At 44.5% G+C, this 2965-nt stretch carries 3 protein-coding genes; all 3 read right to left on the bottom strand.

Annotated features, from left to right (window positions below; genetic code table 11):
- Positions 1 to 78 precede the first annotated feature (78 nt).
- Positions 79 to 648, bottom strand: coding sequence for a hypothetical protein (locus NGJ44_RS22990; protein WP_251866037.1), 570 nt, complete (start codon positions 646 to 648; stop codon positions 79 to 81).
- Positions 649 to 1132: 484 nt separating this feature from the next.
- Entirely contained in the window at positions 1133 to 1306 is a 174-nt protein-coding gene (locus tag NGJ44_RS22985) for a hypothetical protein (protein WP_251866035.1), read from the bottom strand.
- Between the two features lie 81 nt (positions 1307 to 1387).
- Positions 1388 to 2182 carry a lysozyme inhibitor LprI family protein gene (locus NGJ44_RS22980; protein WP_251866033.1) on the bottom strand — a complete coding sequence of 265 codons (795 nt, stop codon included), beginning with the start codon at positions 2180 to 2182 and terminating at the stop codon, positions 1388 to 1390.
- Positions 2183 to 2965: the final 783 nt, after the last annotated feature.

Here is a 2965-nt window from a genome sequence, read left to right as displayed (position 1 = left end):
AACACCGAACGCCCGCATAGCGCGCTGGGATACTTAACGCCGGAGCAGTTTGCTCAGGCGCATCGACAACAACGGTTTTTAACCCTGGACTCTATGTCGGTGCCGTACTAAGTCTGGGGGCAGGTCAAAGGCATAAAGTCCTAGTGCTGTTCCCAAGGTGGCAGCTGCAAAGCCTGGAAGAGTAGTGGCACTGTTCGCCATTCCAGATACTTGTGCATTGATCAACATACCAACGCCAGCTATCGCAGCTAGACCAGAGGCCGCGGCCATTGTGAGAAAGGATCTGACGGCAAACTTGGTGCCAGGATCACTATTGATGATCTCTTTATCGGATTCCTGAAGCTTGGTATTCTCATATAGCTCTAACCCACCATCAGTACCAAAAACTCTAGACTTGAAGTTTTTAAGGCTAAGGCCACTACCTATTGCTGCAACGAAACCGCCAATGCCTCCAGCCAAAGCCAAGTCTCCAATGAAATTCCCGAAGCCTGGCAAGTTCCCTGTAGTGGCTGTTAAATAGGTGTACGCCGCTGCACCACCGACCATTGCTAAAACACTGGTAACGCCTATACCCATAAAGACATTGTAGGCTTTCTGTGCTTTCGGTCTCCCCTCAAAGACATCTAAATGGCTTTTTTCTTTGCTCATGATTATTCCTTTATCTTTATGAGCATATTATAGGTCCTCATCAATTTGTGTCAACCGATGAGACTCTAGATAACCCCAGCCATCCTAAGAAGTCTTACGGCCACAGCTATGGTGTATCCGATAACTATTAAAGAGAGCATGCCTTTAAAAATAGCTTTGAACGAGGCTCCCAAAGAACGGGTTCTCTTTGTCCTGTGTTTCCTAAAGCCTCCGCTGCTACTCTGATTCTTGGGCTTCGAGGAGAGCCAACTATCCACCAAGTCCCATTGGGCTTGCTCTGGTGTGGGCTTTCCGGTAGCCATCTGATAATACTGACTATAGGACTCCACAACGCCACCGCCAGTCCTATGAAGAACGCGAGGGCCCAAGTAATCTGTGGTGTCTATGTAGATATCATTGTTGCCACGATATTTCTTTTCCATCAACTCAACCCACTGAAAGCGATCCATCGCATTGGGCATTGGCGTTCTCCGACAAGCTATATTTACAAATTGTAATGATATCTGGACTGGCGGGTGCTGTCCAGCTTTTGGCATAAAAAAAGCCCCATAAGAGGGGCTTCGCCGGACTGGAGGAACCAGAGACTATCTTGCCCTGAGGGGGAGGGCTGCCCCTTCAGCACCCCGATGATCTGTTCTTCCGTAAATCGTTTCTTCATTGCCGTTCCTTTGTGAACGGACTCTACATCGATTTCGTACTAACCACGGGGAGCAGGTCAGCATAAGAAAAATTTGCAGCTTTAATTTTTACTTTTCCTGATAGCTTCAATGTTATTTTTAAACGTTCTCATTTCTTCATCAAGATATTCATTACGCAGCCGAAGAAGCAAGGGAGATCTACCATCTTTCTTATAAACATAAGAAAAAACAGGACTCGAAGTACTAATTGGCATAACAGCGACCTTCACAACACCATATAGAACTCCAACATCCTCCAATGAACATCCTTTCTTAAACTTTATCTCATCAACTCTCAAATGCCCCATTTTCTTATTTTCAAAGAAATCCGTCTCTTGTTGCTCAAAAAGGCACCCTGACAATTGAGCATACTGAATTAGAGTTTGAAGCCTATAGTCCCCATATTGAGCCATTAGAGCATTTAAGAGACTATAACTACGAGCATTATTTTTTTTTGAAATTTCATTATCTCGATATTTTGAATGGCTGCTATTGGAAAGGTCTTTTTCAACATCTTCCGCAAGCATACATTCGGGATGAACACCAGAAACAACTCCATAGTTGCAAGTTTCATCAACTCGCTTTCTATAGGCGGAAATCAGGCAATCTCTTGTAGTGCATTTATTTCTATTGGCAATCCATTTCCTCTGCTCGTCCCTGAGAGAGCTCACTGATCCACCAAAATCAGATGAAAGCATCCCTTTATAGTTATTGGAAAGAGCCTCATCCAATCTCCCAAGAACGGGGTCCAAGCAAATTTCTTTCTCTACAAAACCCGATGCCTTCGCACAATCAAAAGAAGCCGCAAAAGAGGGCGTAGAGCAAAACAAAATAGCCAACAAAACAAATATTCTCATAATAATCTCATCAAGTATTTTTAAAAAATCTCCCAACAAGGAGAAAAAAACTTAACTGAAAAATTATTTCTTTACTATTAAGCCCCCCGGTTTCTTCAGGCCCCCCCCAACACTGACAATGAATAGAAGGAACCTCATCATGAGCAGGCAGACTCCTTCCTAATAAATGAACGGTCGCTACGCCCTTCTCCATGAAGACACAATAAAAACATTTGATCTAAAATCGAAAAAAACTTAAGGTGCTATCGCCGAGACTTTAACTTATGAACTGTTTCCGCATCGATAGGCACCGACCGTATGGGTGGCATCATGAAAGATGGGTTCGGCAGCAGCTTACGTCGTAGCGTCCAATTTTGGCGAAACATTGCCATAGTTTTTGATCTACCACTCCGTCATCACGACGTCATTAACCCTTTTCCAACGTATAGAAAAGCAATGCTCATTACTACCAATCTGACCGGCTTGAAAGTCTCAACGAGACAAGTGGTAACTAAGAAAATATATTAGAAAATAAGCACGGTACCGGTAAAGTTTTCCCTCATCTCTAGCCCCTCTAAGGGAAGCATCCCATCACCCGAATGCGCATAATTAACAGTTGATTACAATCAGCTGCAGCTGAGATCCCGATGTTATATCCAAGGCTGCTGGCATGCCCTGGTAATCCCCCCATTTTTAGCGTTTGCCAGAAGTAGGAACGCTATGCGGCCATGGCGAGCCGCTGTTTTGGGGTAAATCCGCCCAGAGCCATATTTGGGCGCTCGTGATTGTAGGACCACATCCACT

The sequence above is a fragment of the Achromobacter sp. Marseille-Q4962 genome (assembly GCF_943737005.1).
Lineage (GTDB): Bacteria > Pseudomonadota > Gammaproteobacteria > Burkholderiales > Burkholderiaceae_B > Achromobacter.
This window is presented reverse-complemented; position numbering and strand designations above follow the sequence as displayed.